Origin of the sequence: Butyricicoccus faecihominis (assembly GCF_024462775.1) — a bacterium.
In the GTDB taxonomy this organism is placed as follows: Bacteria; Bacillota; Clostridia; order Oscillospirales; family Butyricicoccaceae; genus Agathobaculum; species Agathobaculum faecihominis_A.
The window spans coordinates 43,914-59,840 of record NZ_JANGCE010000023.1 but is presented as its reverse complement, the minus strand read 5'-3'; the positions used below and the strand labels follow the sequence as shown (position 1 = coordinate 59,840).

Annotated in this window: 16 protein-coding genes; 14 read left to right on the top strand and 2 right to left on the bottom strand. The window is 53.5% G+C overall.

The window, feature by feature from the left end:
- The first annotated feature begins 90 nt into the window (after nt 1-90).
- From NE562_RS12160 to NE562_RS12115, 10 genes are all read left to right on the top strand, one after another.
- On the top strand, nt 91-936 hold the full coding sequence (locus NE562_RS12160; protein WP_280962693.1) for a hypothetical protein: 846 nt from the start codon (nt 91-93) through the stop codon (nt 934-936).
- Nucleotides 937-948: 12 nt separating this feature from the next.
- Nucleotides 949-1,299 (top strand): hypothetical protein, encoded by a 351-nt coding sequence (locus tag NE562_RS12155; RefSeq protein ID WP_280962692.1) that lies wholly within the window; start codon nt 949-951, stop codon nt 1,297-1,299.
- A 2-nt stretch (nt 1,300-1,301) separates the two neighbouring features.
- On the top strand, nt 1,302-1,457 hold the full coding sequence (locus NE562_RS12150) for a hypothetical protein (RefSeq protein ID WP_280962691.1): 156 nt from the start codon (nt 1,302-1,304) through the stop codon (nt 1,455-1,457).
- 68 nt (nt 1,458-1,525) lie between these two features.
- Nucleotides 1,526-2,389 (top strand): hypothetical protein, encoded by an 864-nt coding sequence (locus tag NE562_RS12145; RefSeq protein ID WP_280962690.1) that lies wholly within the window; start codon nt 1,526-1,528, stop codon nt 2,387-2,389.
- 28 nt (nt 2,390-2,417) lie between these two features.
- A complete protein-coding gene (locus NE562_RS12140; RefSeq protein WP_280962689.1) occupies nt 2,418-2,675 on the top strand; it encodes a hypothetical protein in 258 nt (85 codons plus the stop codon).
- Nucleotides 2,676-2,691: 16 nt separating this feature from the next.
- Nucleotides 2,692-2,976, top strand: coding sequence for a phage holin family protein (locus tag NE562_RS12135; protein ID WP_280962688.1), 285 nt, complete (start codon nt 2,692-2,694; stop codon nt 2,974-2,976).
- Nucleotides 2,966-3,724: an N-acetylmuramoyl-L-alanine amidase family protein gene (locus NE562_RS12130; protein ID WP_280962687.1), complete on the top strand. Its 759-nt coding sequence runs from the start codon at nt 2,966-2,968 to the stop codon at nt 3,722-3,724. The genes NE562_RS12135 and NE562_RS12130 overlap by 11 nt, the downstream gene beginning before the upstream one ends.
- Before the next feature lie 152 nt (nt 3,725-3,876).
- Nucleotides 3,877-4,239, top strand: coding sequence for a helix-turn-helix domain-containing protein (locus NE562_RS12125; RefSeq protein ID WP_280962686.1), 363 nt, complete (start codon nt 3,877-3,879; stop codon nt 4,237-4,239).
- 2 nt (nt 4,240-4,241) lie between these two features.
- Entirely contained in the window at nt 4,242-4,757 is a 516-nt protein-coding gene (locus tag NE562_RS17830) for an ImmA/IrrE family metallo-endopeptidase (protein WP_280962685.1), read from the top strand.
- A gap of 346 nt (nt 4,758-5,103) precedes the next feature.
- Nucleotides 5,104-5,361, top strand: a complete 258-nt coding sequence (locus NE562_RS12115; protein ID WP_280962684.1) for a hypothetical protein — start codon at nt 5,104-5,106, stop codon at nt 5,359-5,361.
- A 373-nt stretch (nt 5,362-5,734) separates the two neighbouring features.
- Here NE562_RS12115 and NE562_RS12110 read toward each other — a convergent pair whose 3' ends face one another.
- A complete protein-coding gene (locus tag NE562_RS12110; protein WP_280962683.1) occupies nt 5,735-5,929 on the bottom strand; it encodes a hypothetical protein in 195 nt (64 codons plus the stop codon).
- Between the two features lie 3 nt (nt 5,930-5,932).
- Between NE562_RS12110 and NE562_RS12105 the strand changes: the two genes are divergently transcribed.
- Nucleotides 5,933-6,061, top strand: coding sequence for a sigma factor (locus NE562_RS12105; protein ID WP_280962682.1), 129 nt, complete (start codon nt 5,933-5,935; stop codon nt 6,059-6,061).
- Between the two features lie 212 nt (nt 6,062-6,273).
- On the opposite strand, the gene NE562_RS12100 is transcribed toward NE562_RS12105, so the two are convergent.
- Nucleotides 6,274-7,713 carry a GntR family transcriptional regulator gene (locus tag NE562_RS12100; RefSeq protein ID WP_280962681.1) on the bottom strand — a complete coding sequence of 480 codons (1,440 nt, stop codon included), beginning with the start codon at nt 7,711-7,713 and terminating at the stop codon, nt 6,274-6,276.
- Between the two features lie 223 nt (nt 7,714-7,936).
- Between NE562_RS12100 and NE562_RS12095 the strand changes: the two genes are divergently transcribed.
- The 3 genes from NE562_RS12095 (at nt 7,937) to NE562_RS12085 (ending at nt 15,756) form a co-directional block, all read left to right on the top strand.
- Nucleotides 7,937-10,432, top strand: coding sequence for a hybrid sensor histidine kinase/response regulator (locus NE562_RS12095; RefSeq protein ID WP_280962680.1), 2,496 nt, complete (start codon nt 7,937-7,939; stop codon nt 10,430-10,432).
- A gap of 18 nt (nt 10,433-10,450) precedes the next feature.
- Nucleotides 10,451-11,752, top strand: coding sequence for an ABC transporter substrate-binding protein (locus NE562_RS12090; protein ID WP_280962679.1), 1,302 nt, complete (start codon nt 10,451-10,453; stop codon nt 11,750-11,752).
- A gap of 158 nt (nt 11,753-11,910) precedes the next feature.
- A complete protein-coding gene (locus NE562_RS12085) occupies nt 11,911-15,756 on the top strand; it encodes a PAS domain-containing protein (protein ID WP_280962678.1) in 3,846 nt (1,281 codons plus the stop codon).
- Nucleotides 15,757-15,927: the final 171 nt, after the last annotated feature.

Genomic DNA, 15,927 nt, shown 5'->3' with positions numbered 1-15,927 from the left:
CCCCCCCCCCCCCCCCCCCCCCCCCCCCCCCCCCCCCCCCCCCCCCCCCCCCCCCAAAATCCCCTAATTACTCCAAAGGCGGTGCCCGCCATGATTAACGTACATGGCAGCGGCCTGCCGCAGAGCAACTCGAATTTGCTTATTAACCCGTGGTTTCAGATAAACCAGAGGGGACAGAGTACTTATAGCGGCCATGCGTATACGGTAGACCGGTGGAGGCTCGTGCAAGATGGTGGAACGCTCACAACGCGTACAGACGGAATTGACACGGTAACCTTGAACAATAGTTGGTTTTCGCAAGGCTTGGAGATGTCGGGAATCGCGGGTCAAACCGTTACCCTAAGTCTGGAGTGCGAAAACGTAACAACTGATGGAATGTACTTAACTGATTCGGGCGCTACGGCAGAAACACACAGAGACATACGGATTCGCAACGGAATCAATACGTACACTTTTACAGTGAGCGACGTTCTGCATGGTGTTTTCGTTTGGGGTACTGGAAGCTTTAGGCCGTTGCGCGCAAAGCTTGAGCTTGGCCCAGTATCGACGCTTGCCTACGACTCACCACCCGACCCCGCCACGGAGTTACTGAAATGCCAGAGGTATTATGAGGTGATTTCGAGTGAAACGCTTCATACTGCCGGATACCACCCCAAAACACTTTATGGTGTCGATAATAATAAATGTTTAGTGATGCAGCCTTGGAAAGCCACTAAACGGACTACCCCAACAGTAATAGTAAATGGGGCGACTGAAGGGCAGCATGTCAATTTCCGATGTTCACAAGACAATAGCCGTGCAGAAGGAAGCCTTGTGTCATGGAATGAGAGCTATCTCGGTGGGCGTACGTCAATAGAAATTAGTGATATTGTGTCCGAATTTCAGCCCGGAAAAATTTATGAAGCAACCATAATCGGAGATGCAGAAATCTACTAAGGAGGAACCAAAATGACAGAACAAAAACCCATCAAAGTCTACGTCAAAGTAGACGACCAATCCCGTATTACCGCTGTAGGCAGTAGCATCTTTATTACCGACCCCACCGGCTGGGTGCAGATCGATGAGGGCTACGGCGACCACTACGCCCACGCGCAGAGCCAGTATTTTGACAGCCTGACTACCGGTGACGGTGTGTACAAGTATAAGCTAGAGGGCAGCGGAGCCGTGGAGCGCAGCGCCGATGAGATCGCGGCAGATGTGGCGGCGAAGCCCAGCCCCGCGCCCACCGCGCAAGAAGATGCGGACGCGCTGTTGGTAGACCATGAATACAGATTAACTTTGCTTGAATTGGGGGTATAAGAATGTTGTACAGAACTTTAAAGCGCATGATCGAACGCGGACAGACCGTCGGAATGTCCGAGAAGCTTGATATCTTCTTTGCGGCTGAAAAGATCACCGAAGCGGAATATGCGGAGCTGACCGGAATGATGCAGCAGGAGGTAAACCACAATGCATAAGGCTAAAACTGTAAAAATATGGGGGGGGGGGGTAAAAACCCCTAATTACCCGTTAGGCGGTGACCGCCATGATTAACGTGCATGGTAGCGGTATGCCGCAGAGCAATCCGAATATGTTGGATAACTGGTATTTTGGGAACCCAATCAACCAGCGAGGAAAAGAGAGCTATGCGGCGGTAGGAAAATATAGTATAGATCGCTGGATGGTCGACTACTGGAACGATGTGGTGTCGGGAACGTTGACCATCGGTGATGGGTGTATTACGTGGAGCGGACATAGGTTTGTGCAAAATTTTGAAAAAGAATTGAATGCGGGAATTTACACGCTATCGGTCGAAGCATCATCGGACGAGGATGCCAATCTTAAAATAAGCGGGAATTTGAGCATCGAGCCTAATTGGACACCGACTGTGAGCGCAACGCTATCGCAAACAAAACAAATTTTGACGAACACATTTGTTTTAAACGCAGACTCAAAGTTTAAAGTGTGGATTGATTCGAGTGACACGAAGGTGAAAAAGCTCTACCGTGCAAAACTCGAACTCGGCCCCGTCTCTACCCTTGCATATGATTCCCCGCCGAACTACCAGCAAGAGCTGGCGAAATGTCAAAGGTACTTCTATATTTCCGGTGCGGGTACGAATGGCTGTCAGCTAAAAAGCAGCATGTACGTGAATGAATGGATTCTTGGCCGCGTGGATTTTCCAGTCCAAATGCGAATTGCGCCGACCGTTAAGATTATTTCCATGAACGGTACGGAAAACACCGTGTCTGAATGGGGGAGTGCCTCGGATACGCTGACCGGAAAATGTTTTGTAAACACCGCGACTTTAAACCAAAACGGATTTAATGGAATCCGGGTGGATGGCGGAGGGGCAGATTTGAATGCAAATTATGCGTGGCAGGTAATTGCCGACGCAAACATCTACTAAGCCCCTCGAGGGCGGGAAGGAAGAGCTTATGAACGAATGGGGCGTAGTCGGCGTGCTGATCGCACTCGTCGGCTTTGGCGTGACCGTGGTAAAACCGCTGCTTGCGCTGAATACGTCGATTGTCAAGCTGACGACCCGTATAGATTTAATGACGGGAAGTCTGGACGACATCAGCACCAAAAACGAAAAAAGTCATGATCGCATCTGGCGACACAACGACGAGCAGGATGCTACGATTGACGACCACGAACACCGAATTACCGTGCTGGAGCAGCGCGGTCAGTGAAAGGAGAAATTATAAAATGGACATCAACAACTTAGGCGTTACCGCAATCCCTGCTATCACGGTCATCTGCCTGCTGGCGGCGCAGGCGATCAAGGCGACCGCCCTTGATAACAAATGGCTTCCGGTCATCTGCGGCGCACTGGGCGCTGTATTGGGCATCGCGGCCACGTACATCATGCCGGACTTTGCCGACGCAGATTACATCACGGCTGCGGCGATCGGCATTGCGTCCGGCCTTGCCGCGACCGGTGCAAATCAGGCGTACAAGCAGTTGACGGGCGGTGGTAAGGATGCGGATTGACTACATCCCCGCCCACCCCAGCAACCACTACCAAGGACGGGCAGGTAACAGCATCCTGTACATCGTCCTGCACTACACTGGCAACAATGGCGACACAGCGGCAGGCAACGGCAACTATTTTAGCGGTGCGAATATCGGTACATCGGCCCACTACTTTGTGGACGCAAGCAATGTCGTGCAATCCGTCAAGGACATCGACGCTGCTTGGCACTGCGGCGGCTCGCTGGAATCCGCGCATCACCCGTACCGCGGCATCTGCACCAATCGCAACAGCATCGGCGTGGAAATGTGCAGCGTGATCCGCGATGGCAAGTACGCGATCCCGGACGCAACGGTAGACCGCGCGTTGGATCTGGTGCGCTACCTGATGGGCCGGTATAACATCCCAGCAAGCCGAGTGATACGGCACTATGACGTGACCGGCAAGTGCTGCCCGGAGCCGTGGGTGCGTGACAGTAATTTATGGACAACCTTTAAGGCGAAACTGGAGGAAGAAGATATGACAGACAAACAGGTGCGCGAGATCGCGCGGGACGAAACGTTGAAGGTGCTGGCCGAGCAGCGGCATAGCAGCGTGAACGATTTCGCCGGCCGTATCGGCAAGGAACTGCAGGCGTTGGCTGCGACCGGTACGTTGAAAGGCAAAGGCGGCAGCGAAGCCTACAAGGGGATCGACATGACAGAGGACATGGCGCGTGTGCTGACCCTTGCGAAGGACTACACGGACAAGGTGTTTGATAGCGAATAGATATGGTAAGGCCCCGGCTGCTCCTTTGGTGGAGTGGCCGGGGCTTATTTGTTCATTTCACAAAGTTGTAAAATAAATTCACAAAAATGTATTGACAATAGAGCTGGCGCATGGTATGCTAAGCAAAGAATATAGAAGGAGGTGGAGTTGGCATGGTGACGGAGCTGGGCAAAATCTTTCGTAAACTGCGAATTGATAATGGCCAAATCCTAAAGGATATGGCAGATGTGCTGAATATTTCTTCGGCTCAACTTTCTTCTGTCGAAAATGGAAAAAGGAAGCCGCAGAGGAAAATGATCGAGGGGATAATTTCGGCGTATCATTTGGATGGTCATCAACAGCATAAGCTCTGGGATGCCTTTGATGAGACACGAAAAGAGATTACGATTTCACTGAACAGCGCGTCTGGTAGGCGGCGCGACATGGGTTTGGCACTTGCTCGCCAGTTTGATGGCTTATCATCTGCGCAGGTAGATGAAATTCTTTCGATTTTACATCGCAATAGGGAGGAATGAGCGTGAGCGAATTTCTTGTGCCGCCAGCAAGCCGGGCGGACATTAAATCATTAGCGCGCGCGGTGCGCAAAAAACTGGACTTGGATCAAGAATCGTATTTTCCAGTTGTTGAGGTCATCGAAAAAGTGTTGCCCTTTTTATCTTCGGGTTTTGACTATGAAATTGTCGAGGATATTGACATGGGCAGGGATGAGGCGAACTATAACCCGACAACAAATGTAATGAAAATCCGAAACAGCGTTTATGAAGGCGCATGTTGTGGGAATGGACGAGACCGTTTCACTTTGGCGCACGAGATAGGACATTTTTTCATGCATCGCGATGTGGATTTAGCGTTAAGCCGCATAGATGAACGAAACGATGTGCCAGCTTATAGGAAGTCCGAGTGGCAAGCAAATACCTTTGCATCTGCGCTCATGATGCCCGATCATATTATTAAAAATTGGGAGCCTGAAGAGATTGCACGTTTTTGCGGCGCTTCAATGAGTGCAGCAGAAATTGCATATAAAAAGAGATAACGTCTGTCAACGTTATCTCTTAGGGATCACAGACTCGGCTATACCCGACTCTTGCTACCTCATTGCACTAAATATGATAACACATATGATAGGAGAATGCAAGAGACAATTCCGGGTCGGAAAGGAAGGAATTGCACATATGCATACGACGGATAGACGTGGTGGCGGAAACGAAAACTACATTTACCGTCCATATTTTACGCGCAACGGGGTAACCTATTGGGCAAAAAATTATGGTCTGAAAGCTTTTCGTATTCCAGTAGATAAGTAATTTAAGGTTCTACTAAAAGCAGGAGGTAAAAATCCTCCTGCTTTTTAATTGTGTGTTAAACAGCCGATTCGGAAATTGAAATTTGGCTATAACCTACAGGATTATGAGTTGTTTGACGAAAACGGAGGCATTGAGGGCGCGCAGCCGTGCTATGCCACGTTTAACCTCTTTGCCCGGTACTGCGTGAAGCGGCAGGATGATACGCCGGATACAGAACCCTCGCATTTGTTCGACGATCTAGATGAGGAGATGCTTGATCACTTCACCCTTGAAAAAATCGAAGAGCTTGCTGAACGGCAGCGCATGAAAGAAGAAAAGCTGGCGAAAGGATAGTAGACGGCACCGCGCTGCTGACGTGCGAGGAGTATGCGGCCATGCAGGCGCGGCAAGGGCTGATTGTCAAATAGGACAGGACAAAGCCCCGGCCTTATCGATCGGGGCCGCCGCATTTGAACAAATGCAACACAATATGCAACACGTTACGATTAAAGCAAGCTATACCGTAATAATGAACGGGTTCGACTCCCATCATCCGCTCCAAAAGTACAAGGCAAAAAAGATATATGGTCCAAAAAGCCAGTGTTTTCAAGCCTAGTGAGGCCCTCAACTGAGAAAAGTTGAGGGCCTCGAATTTTAGATATCAGACTACCCAAAAGTCACTCCGGCAGGAGTTGCCCCCCCACCATTGAAGGGCGCGGTGGAACGCCTAAAGAATCCATTTCTCGAAGTCCGCTTCCCGCATGGCCTTGCTGTCCGCGATCAGGCCGGCCAGATAGGCAGCGTCGTAATTGCCCGTGGCGTACAGGGCCATAGATAGGGCATAGTCCCGCCCCAGCTTTCTTGTCAGGGGCTTTCGTCGCCCCAGTAGTGACGCCAAACAGCGGTCCTCTGGCTCCGGCATATCGTGGGAAACCATGAGTATGCTGAAGAGTGCGTCAGGGACACATGGCTCCGGGTTTGGGACGCAATCCCGCCGCAGCGCCCTCGTAAGCTGTCTTTATTTCTGGGAAGGGTCACCAGAAATCTGTCTTGATAAATATAAAACGGAACGAGCCCAGAAGCTTGCCGGAGCAGGCCTGCCCTATCTTTTTGCGTCGCTATTGATACGGAATCCCCCTAAAGAAAATTGTAAAGCGGTTCTTTATAAGCGAGAACATGCCCCGTGATGGATAAGAACACAAAGGGAACGAGACAATGGTATTCCGCCATCGTCTCGTTCCCTTTTAGGAAGGTATTTTGTATCATTTAATTATCTGCCACAAGAAACCTTATGGTAGGAGAGAGTCGAAGTTCTTCCAGCCGAATCCCCTTCCGATGAAGGAACTTCTCGGCATCGATAAACTGTCTGTCAATCAGCTCCTTGACCGCCGCCGCACACCCCTCGGCGTCATTTCCCCTCAGATGCTGGCTCATCAGATTTGTAAACCGTTCAGCCGCCCGATCCAACTCCGGCGTCTCTCCGCTTGCCCCCTTTAAGGGCGCCGCCCAGAGAAAAAGGCTGTAGACGACCCCATAAACCTGCCGGACGGCCTGCAACCGGTGGTGGTTGATGATGCAATTCAAAAGATGGAAGATAGAGATGCCGTGGTGCCCGGAGCGGAGCTCCTTTTCCAGCAGGTCGATCAATTCCTCCCGGACCTCGGAGGAGCACGACAAAACGAAGTCATGGGTCACGCCCTGACAGGTATAGCGGGCCAAATCGAATGCCTGCACATAGAACGAGAGATTGCGGCGGACGGTAGCGTTTGAAAAATTGACGGGCTTACACGGCTCCCCTATCGGACATATTCGGATGCCTGTTCCGTTGATGGGCTGGACGGCTCCAATTTCATGCAGCGCCGCTATCGTGCGGCGGACTGTGCTAATGGAAGCACCGTACTGCTTCGCCATTGCCGCATAGGAGGGAAGATACGGCTGGTCACGGTATGCCCCGAGATAAATTTCATGCAAAAGCTGGACGGACAGCTTAAAGCAGATCTGCGGGTGGTCGCGGTAGATCCGCCAGACAAACGAAATTTGTTCCTCTTTTGGCCGTTTTGGTACATGCCGCCTTAAATAGTTGGATACAGCAAAAAGATCGCTCCGCTGAAATTCGAGCAATGTATTGCGTACAGAATCCCAGAACTGCAATTTCGCGCCGCCTATCATCGCCTTGATCCCTTCCCGGACAGTTTCAATCGGATATGGCGTAGGGCGGTGTTTCTGCCCTGCAAACGGGAAGCCCCAAAAGAAAAGCGTCTCCCATAGAAGGTTCATGACCAAAGGGTTCTTGAGCCTCTGCAAGATCAGGCAGTAAAAATGAAGAAGATCATCCCCCTCCGCCTGTTCGGCCATTTGGGACATTGCGTCGAGCTCTGCTCCGTCTATGCGGCGCAGACCCTCAAGCAGCAGCGGGACAAAGGTAAACTCGGCAGAGGCGGAGAGGTCGGAATACGCCTCCTGCCTTTTGGCGTAAAAGGAGGCAATATAGTCCTGATATTCCCGCGCTGACTGCTCAAAAAGCACTTTTGTAGATCGACCGCCGCGCATATCAATATAGCCTTCCACACGTAAACGGCGCAGAGCTAACTTCACGGTGTTTTCCGCAACGCCGAATTCCCGGCATAGGGCCTCAACCAGCGGCAGGGTATCGCCCCGTTTATAATACCCGAACCGAAAGCGCAGAAGAAAGTATTCATAGATCAAATTGGAAAACTGTTGTTCGTTCCGCAAAGGTCATTCACCGCCCTAAACATCTCCTGTTTTAAATATTTTATCATTTTCTCTTAAAGAAAGCCAGAAGTCCGTTGAGTTTTTCCAGCCTTTGTTTTATAATAATAGAAATAGACATGAACAAGGCATAGATGGACAAGATTGAGATTTGATTTCCCTTTTGAATCACAAGCCGGTGGAAAGAAGGATGCTGCGCATGAAATGGCATAAATCCAGAGCGGTACTGCTGATGCTTGCAGTGATGGCGCTTATTGGATCTATCATCTTTGGGCTGTCCTCCCGCATCCGGGTACAGATGGAGCAGTCGGCGACGGAAAATGTCCGGGAAATAGTACAGGTCGTAGAAGCCGGCATCGCTGAGATCAGGAGGAACGATGTGTCCACGGCCGCGCAGCTTGCAAACCTTTTCGACGTGCGGGGGGATACCCTCACCCAACTGGCGCGGATGTATGAGAGCAGCCCGTTTGCGCGGATCTCCTTCGTACCTGCCGCTTCCGATTCCGGCGTCAGCAGCAACGGCAAGGAGTTCGCGCCCTCGGCCCTGCCCGCCGGGGAGATATACGCACAGACGGACTCGTTGGTGACCGACGTCTATATGAGCGATCTGGGCGCCTGGACCTATACGGTCCTGTGCCCTGTTTATGATACCGGCGAGCCGGCGGGAACCCTCTATGCGGACATCATCATGGAGCGGTACGACAACATCCTGCCCAATTCGATCTATCAGGGCGATGGGCTGATTTATATTTTGGACGCGGAGACGCTGCGCTTCGTCTATGAGCCCACCAGCACAAAGGTCTTTATTTCCGGGAAATACGATCTGCACGGCTTCCTGACGGACTTTGGCATACTGGACGCCCAGCTGGAGCAGGACATCAGCGCCGCCATTGCCGGTGGGAAAAGCACCATTGCCAGAATGCAGGTGGACGGCGAGGCCACCTACGTCTATTTCTGGCCGGTGGACCGAGGCGAATGGTATCTCTGCGGAATCATCCCGGAGTCCAGCATTCAGGGCGAGGGTAAGGCGGTGACGCAGACCATCGCCGCCGCCAGCATCCTTATTCTTGGAGCGGCAGCCATCACCTTTTGGCTGTACTCCTGGTATGGCCGCAAAAGCAGGAAAGCGCGTCAATACCAAATCGACCTGTTTAACGGCGTCGCAAAGAGCATCGAGGACGTGGTGCTTTTATATGACTGCGGGACCGGAAAGCTGGAGCTTGCCTTTGATAATATAGAGCGCATCCTGGGCATCGACGGGCAGAGACTGGACGGCGCGGCGGGAAAGGCTCCACCTGACACATTCGAAGGAAACCAGCGGTTGGCCGAAGTCCTGCGTCCAGAAACATTTCTGGAGGGGGCAGAAATTTCGGAAAATGTAAAATGGGACAACCCAAGAACCGGCCTCAGGCAGTGCCTCAAGGTGGAGACCTCCTACATCATCATGACCGGTTCCAAAAAATGTATCGTGTCCATCCTCGACATTACAAAGGACGAACAGATGCAGGAATCCCTCCGCGCCTCCGCCCTGGCGGCGCAGAACGCCAGCCGGGTGAAGTCCTCGTTCCTCTCCCAGATGAGCCATGAGATCCGCACGCCGATGAACGCCGTGGTGGGCATGGCCCAGATCGCCGAGGCCAAGCTGGACGACCGGGCGAGGGTCAAGGACTGCCTGCAAAAGATCAATTCCTCCTCGCAGCACCTGCTCAGTCTCATCAACGACATTCTGGATATCTCCAAAATAGAGAGCCAGAAAATGTCGCTGTCTGAAGAGTGGTTTGAACTGGACGGCCTGCTGGACGATCTCAGCAATATTATTTCTGTTCAGGCCGGCATGAAAAAGCAGCGGTATGTCTTAGAAAATCAGGCCGGCAGCATGGAGCTGCTGGCGGACCGGACGCGGCTGAGTCAGGTGCTGATGAATCTGCTCAGCAACGCCGTCAAATATACGCCGGAGGGCGGTCGTATCACGTTTTCCGTGGAGTGGAACCCCTCCGCCCGGGATTACTGCCTCCTGTGCTTCCGCATTCAGGATAACGGCATCGGTATGAGCGAGGCCTTTCAGCAAAAGCTATTCAACCCTTTTGAACGAGAGGACGATCCGGAAGTCCATGCCCAAACCGGGACCGGTCTGGGGCTTTCCATCGTACAGAGTATGGTTTCCCTTATGGGCGGTTCCATCCGGGTGGAGAGCGCCAAGGGCGCGGGGACCACCTTTTTTGTAGACGTCAGCTTTAAGGGCAAGACCGCGGAGCAGGCGGTACAGGCCGCCGCCCCTGTGCGGGAGGCCTGCGATCTGACCGGGATTGTCATTCTGCTGGCGGAGGATAACGAACTGAATCGGGAGATCGCGGTGGAATTTCTCGGCATGGCGAACGCGCGGGTGGTGTGCGCGGTGGACGGCGTGGACGCCTTTGAGCTGTTCCGTGATTCGGGCGAACGCCATTTTGACCTGATTCTGATGGATATGCAGATGCCCCGTTGGGACGGACTTGAAGCCACCAGACAGATCCGCGCCCTGAACCGCGCGGACGCGAAGGACGTTCCCATCATTGCCGTCACTGCAAACGCCTATTTGGAAGACGAGCAAAAATGCCTGCAGGCGGGTATGAATGACCATGTGGCAAAGCCGCTGGACATGCAGGAATTCTATCAGAAGGTAAAAAAGTATCTGAATATTGAAGTAAAGAGGTAGAGAAGAATGGTTTGTAAAATGAGACGCACAGTGGCGGCGCTTCTCGCGCTTGGTATGCTTTTGGGCCTGACCGGATGCGGTAAGAAGGGTACTTACATTGTGGATCAGGATGTGCCGGAGGAAAAGGAGGAGCTCGTCTTCTATTCCCCAACGGCTATGGGAAACGAGGTCCGGGAGGGCGGCATCCTGCATGCCATGCAGATGGCCATCGACGAATTTGAGAAAAATCATACGAACATCGGGGTCTCTTATAAATCCTACACCCCAAAGGATTACCAGGAGAAGAGCTATGACGATGCCGTCCGGGACCGCGTGCGCAGCCACTTGGGGGACGACCTCTACATTATGAATCCAGACGTGGCGTACGAACTATACCGGGAGGGCTACCTGACCGATCTGTCCGATCTGGAGGCCGTGCAGTACATGACGAAGGACGCACTCAATCAGTGTACGATTGATGGGAAGGTGATCTCCGTGCCCATGACCATGATCTGCTACGGCCTGTTCGTCAACCAGGACCTCCTGGACCGCTGCGGCCTGGAGCTGCCTGAAACAGCCCAGGACTTTCTCCACTGCTGCGAGGTGCTGAAGGAGAACGGGATTACGCCCCTGGCGGCAAACCGCTGGTGGATGGAGACTTTCGTGCTGACCCAGGGCTTCGCCTCGCTCTACATCGAGGACGGCAGGGAGGAAAAAATTTCTTCCCTCAACAGTGGAAAGACGCCCATCAGTCAGTACATGCGCCCGGGCTTTGAGTTTTTACAGGAGATGATGGACAAGGGCTACTTTGACGTGGACTTTGCCAAGACGGCGGAGGCCGGGGACGAGAAGGACCAGTTTTTAAATCAGGAGGTGGCTTTCGTCGTTCACTATGACACGGCTATCCAGAATCAGGTCTACGGCACCCACGAATTCAACATGGCGTTTATTGGCTTCCCCACCGACGAATATGGGCAGGTCAATCTCATGAACGCCGCCCAGCGTATCTGCATCAACAATGAGACGGAGCACATGGAGGCGGCCAGAGAGTTTGCGGAACGGATGGTGTCCAAAGAAGTGGTCGCGGATCTGGTGAAAAGCAGCGGCGGCTTCTCGCCCCGAACGGACATCGTCTATGACCGCCCCGACATTCTGGCCACCGCTTATGAAAACGTGGAGGCAGGCCGGTCGATTCCGGGCTCCAACCCGGAGATCGATCTGGAGCAATGGGGTACTACCTGCGTTTTGGTGCAGGAGCTGTATGCGGGGAAAAGCGTGGATGAGATTATGGACGAGTTTGACGCGCTCCAGCTGGAGCAGATGGCTCAAATGGCGGGCTGACGCGAAGCCGTTTAAAATGCTAAAATCAAACCATAAGGCAGGGAAAGAAAAATTACCTGCCACTGCTTCCAATTGCTTTTCCACCTGCATTTTCTGGAAGCATGGTTTGATACTTCGTACAGCAATCAGATGAATGAAGAGAAAGGATAGGAAGAGCCATGATGCAATCAGGTACGGCCACTGCTTTTGTCCGCTCCTTCTTTGACGCCTATCTGCTCCGGCGCGACCTGAAACAAACATTGGCTTACCTGACGGAAGAAGTACAGTGGCTGGGGACGGGAAAGTCAGAGATGGCCTGCGGGCGCCGTCAGGTGGAAGAGATCCTGCGTGCGGAGTTCGCTGAAATGCCGGACCCGTGCGAAATTGAATATGAAAAGATGGAGGAGGCGGACGGCGGAAACCACTGGGCGTCGGTCCTGCTCACCGCCACGATCTGGCCGAAGGGGCATAAGGAGGCAGCCGTTTGGTTTCGTGTGTCCGCCACTTGCGTGGAGGTCAGTGACGGCGTGTGCAGCATCGCCTCCATACACGCATCCACGCCGGATCGCCGGCAGGAGGAGGGGGAGTTCTTCCCTTCCCCCTGCCTGAACCGGTCCCAAATGGAGGCGCGGATGACGGGCAAAGCGTTGGACATTCTCGGAAGCAGCATACCAGGCGGTATACTGGGGGGCTATTTAGAGCCGGGATTCCCCCTCTATTACGTCAACGACCGCATCCTGAGCTATCTGGGCTATACCTACACAGAGTTTATCGCGACCACCGGCGGGCAGGTCGTCAACTGCATCCATCCGGAGGATCGGGAACGGGTGACGGACATCGTAACGGCGGACCACTGCTCCAGAGCGGACTATGAATTTCAATACCGGCTGCTGAAAAAGGACGGCAGTTATATCTGGGTCAACGCCATCGGAAAAAAGGGGCGGTCTGAGGACGGCCGGGCGATCTGCATCAGTGTAGTCCGTGATATCTCCGCCGAGATGGAGGCCCGGGATTGTCTGGAGCGGCAGGCGGCGGAGCAAAAGCGGCTGGCGCTCCAGTATGACCACCTGCTCCAATCCGTCCTCTGCGGCATCGTGCAGTACCGCATGGAGGGCCAGACCGTGGTGTTCAAAAGCGCCAACCGGGAGGCCATTCGTATCTTTGGCTACACTCCTGAGGAATTCTGGGCCAGACAGGAATGGAACCTGGCCGACCTCATCGTGGAGGAGGACCGGGCATATATCCTGAAGGCGGTCAAAAAGCTACAGCGTCCGGGTGATAAAACCAGCTTTGAGTACCGTCTGCGCAAGAAAAAAGATGGGACAACCTGCTGGATTATCGGTAGTACCGAGGTCCTTCTGGACAGCGACGGAAAAGAGATTATTCAAGGGGTCTATCTGGACAACACCGAGCGAAAGCTGTCCGAGCAGCGTAACCGGCGTCTGGCCGAGCAGGTGGAGGCAAGCAACGAGATCCTTCATCTTGCCTTGGAGCATACCAATACCTGTGAATTTTACTACTACCCCCAGAGTGGGGAGTGCGTGGTGCCGGAGCGCACCGCTTCTATCTACCGTAGCCGGGCGCACTATGCGGATATGCCCCGCAGCTTTGCCGTGGAACAGGTGGACGAGGTATGCCGCCCCGCCTACTATGAGATGTACGAGCGCATCCAGCGCGGCGAGCGGACCGCGGCCTGTGAGTACAGCAGTCTAAATGGTACATTTTGGTGCAGAGTGACGCTGTCCGTAATTTCAAGTGGGGAGAACGGCGCGCCGCAGCTGGCGGTTGGGATCGTGGAAAACATTACCCGTCAGAAAGAGATGGAGAAGGCGCTTCAGGCGGCACAATCCAGAGATAACCTGACCGGGCTCTACAATAAGGAGAGCGGGATTCAACTGGTCCGGGATTATCTGACGCGCCGGGCGCCGGACGAGCATGGCGTGATGATGCTATTGGACATGGACGACTTTGGCATGATCGATCAGGAGGAGGGCGGGATATTCGCCGACGCGCTCCTTCAGGAGGTTGGAGAAGTCCTATTTACCGAGACGGGGGCGGACAATATCCAGATTCGCTTGGGCGGGGATGAGTTCATGCTCTTCCTCAAGCACAGCAGCAAAAAAGATGCCGCCGTGATTGGGCCGCGGATTGCGGAGTCGGTGCGGGGACTCCTCGCCGACACGGAAAAGGGCCTACATATCTCCGTCAGCATCGGTATGTGCAGCACGGAAGTGGCAGGCGATTACAGCGCACTCTACCGCTGCGCCGAGAGTACCCTTCAATATGTCAAGGCGCACGGCAAGGGACGGGCCGCCTGCTATCTGGACACATCCGATGAGTTGGGTATCCTCCTGACGAAGCTTTACACGGAGGAGCATCCCATCAACGACATTAAACACGAGGCCTTCCGGTCAGGTGACGATTTGGTGTCTTTTGCCTTGGACTTATTGGGCAAATCCAAGAATCTGGACGACGCCGTTTTCCTGCTGCTCTCCCGCATCGGAAAATCATTCCATTTTGACAGGGTATCAATTATTGAAAACAACCGGGCGTTTCTGAGTTATCGTTTTACCCATCAGTGGGCGCGCAATAGGGCCGACCTTCAGCTGGGCCAGAATTTCTATGTCTCTGAGGAGGATTTCGATAACTGCGCCAACATGTACGACGAGGACGGTCTGGCGGACCACAATGTCCGGGAGGGTATCTCTGATATTGCCTCCTGCCTCCATGCCGCGATCTGGGATCATGGCGAATATGCGGGCTCCATGAGCTTTGAGGTGGATCAGGGTGACTATCAGTGGACCCCGGAGCAGCGGAAACTGTTGAAGGAGCTGGTGAAGATCGTCCCCTCCTTTATCATGAAATCGAAAGCGGACGCGGTGAGTCAGGCCAAGACGGATTTTCTCTCGCACATGAGTCACGAGATCCGCACCCCCATGAACGCCATCAGCGGCATGACCACCATCGCTAAGAGCGTGGTGGACGACCATGCCAAGATACTGGATTGTTTAAGAAAAATAGAGGCGGCCAACGGATACCTTCTAAGCCTCATCAACGACATTCTGGATATGTCCCGCATTGAGAGCGGCAAGCTGGAGCTGAAACGCGAGGTTATGGACCTCTCCCAGCTGCTCGCCGAGCTGGAAGCGCTGTTTCAGGCACAGGCCGGAGAAAAGCATTTGACCCTTCGCTTTAAAGATGGGCGCAGAGAGAACCGTCTCCTCATGGCGGATGGCCTGCGGCTTAATCAGGTGCTGGTCAATATCATCGGCAACGCTGTCAAATTTACCGACCGGGGTACTATAACCGTCCGCGTGGAGGAACTGGAGGCGGAACCTGCGGCTATCCTTCGCTTCTCTGTGATCGACACCGGTATCGGCATAGCTGAGTCCGCTGCCACACACATTTTCAATGCTTTTGAGCAGGCGGATTCCGCTGCGGATTCCCGTCGCGGAGGCACAGGTCTGGGCCTGTCCATATCCAGTCGGCTGGTTCAAATGATGGGTGGAACACTGGAAGTATACAGCGAGGTAGATAAGGGCTCAGAATTCTTCTTTACGCTGGCCCTCGGCTATGCGGAACAGGAACCCGTCAAAGCTGCCGCGCAGGCACCGGAAAAGACTCTTCCGGATTTCAACGGCTGCAAGGTTTTGCTAGTGGAGGACAATGAACTGAACCGGGAGATCGCCCAGACTCTTCTGGAAATGCACGGCTTTATTGTTGAGGGCGCCGCCGACGGCAGCGAGGCGGTGGATAAGTTCTGCGCCGGAGAGCCGGGGCTGTTCGAGGCTATTTTGATGGACATTCGGATGCCGGTGATGGACGGTCTGGAGGCCACGCGGCGCATCCGCACATCCGGCAGACCAGACGCCCGCAGCGTCCCCATCATTGCCCTCTCCGCCAACGCCTTTGACGAGGATAGCATAAAATCCATTGCAAGCGGTATGAACGGGCACCTATCAAAGCCGATTCAAATGGAGCGGCTGCTGAAGCTGCTGGATCGATGTATAAACCGGAAGCGGTAGGCATGGGGATGCAGCGTTTCCACCACAGAACGGGTTCCCATTGCGTTTAATGACATCTATCGTATTATTTGTACGGGAAAGATTTGAAAAACCAGTGTTTTAAGCCTTCCGAGGCCTTCAACTGTGAAAAGCTGAGGGCCTCGATTTTTGATGTCGGACCTCAAAAACACC

Coding starts and splice junctions, on each gene's coding strand:
- NE562_RS12160 (WP_280962693.1), top strand. CDS start 91: ATGATTAACGTACATGGCAGCGGCCTGCCGCAGAGCAACTCGAATTTG.
- NE562_RS12155 (WP_280962692.1), top strand. CDS start 949: ATGACAGAACAAAAACCCATCAAAGTCTACGTCAAAGTAGACGACCAA.
- NE562_RS12150 (WP_280962691.1), top strand. CDS start 1,302: ATGTTGTACAGAACTTTAAAGCGCATGATCGAACGCGGACAGACCGTC.
- NE562_RS12145 (WP_280962690.1), top strand. CDS start 1,526: ATGATTAACGTGCATGGTAGCGGTATGCCGCAGAGCAATCCGAATATG.
- NE562_RS12140 (WP_280962689.1), top strand. CDS start 2,418: ATGAACGAATGGGGCGTAGTCGGCGTGCTGATCGCACTCGTCGGCTTT.
- NE562_RS12135 (WP_280962688.1), top strand. CDS start 2,692: ATGGACATCAACAACTTAGGCGTTACCGCAATCCCTGCTATCACGGTC.
- NE562_RS12130 (WP_280962687.1), top strand. CDS start 2,966: ATGCGGATTGACTACATCCCCGCCCACCCCAGCAACCACTACCAAGGA.
- NE562_RS12125 (WP_280962686.1), top strand. CDS start 3,877: ATGGTGACGGAGCTGGGCAAAATCTTTCGTAAACTGCGAATTGATAAT.
- NE562_RS12110 (WP_280962683.1), bottom strand. CDS start 5,929: ATGCCGGAGCCAGAGGACCGCTGTTTGGCGTCACTACTGGGGCGACGA.
- NE562_RS12095 (WP_280962680.1), top strand. CDS start 7,937: ATGAAATGGCATAAATCCAGAGCGGTACTGCTGATGCTTGCAGTGATG.
- NE562_RS12090 (WP_280962679.1), top strand. CDS start 10,451: ATGAGACGCACAGTGGCGGCGCTTCTCGCGCTTGGTATGCTTTTGGGC.
- NE562_RS12085 (WP_280962678.1), top strand. CDS start 11,911: ATGATGCAATCAGGTACGGCCACTGCTTTTGTCCGCTCCTTCTTTGAC.